Raw genomic sequence first — 391 nt, 5'->3', positions numbered from 1 at the left:
GCCCGCTGACGGTGTCGCGGGGCGCCGAGCCGGTCGAGATCGGCGCCGAAAAGCAGCGCCTGATCCTGGCGCTGCTGGCCCTGCAGCCCAACCGGACCGTCCGGCGCGAAGACCTCGTCGACGTCGTCTGGGACGAGCCGCCGCCGTCGTGCCTGGACCTGCTCCACACCTACGTCGCGCGGCTGCGGCGGGCGCTGCGGCCCGCGGACCTCATCGCCACCGACAAGCGCGGCTACCGCCTCTCCGCCGGGGAAAGCGAGCTCGACCTGCTGGAGTTCGAAGCGCTCCTCGCGCGGGACGCCCCGGGCGAGGCGCTCGCGCTCTGGCGCGGCCCGGCGCTCGCCGACGTCGAACGCCTGCGCCAGCACCCCGCCCGGCTCGCGCTCGCGAT

General features: G+C 76.0%; 1 protein-coding gene. It reads left to right on the top strand.

Annotation, left to right across the window (positions count from 1 at the left end; translation table 11 throughout):
• Nucleotides 1-391 (top strand): winged helix-turn-helix domain-containing protein (locus G3I65_RS38640; protein ID WP_203612636.1); only part of this gene is annotated, 391 nt, incomplete at both ends.

This window comes from Amycolatopsis sp. SID8362 (genome assembly GCF_010550475.1).
Classification (GTDB): domain Bacteria; phylum Actinomycetota; class Actinomycetes; order Mycobacteriales; family Pseudonocardiaceae; genus Amycolatopsis; species Amycolatopsis eburnea.
This window is presented reverse-complemented; position numbering and strand designations above follow the sequence as displayed.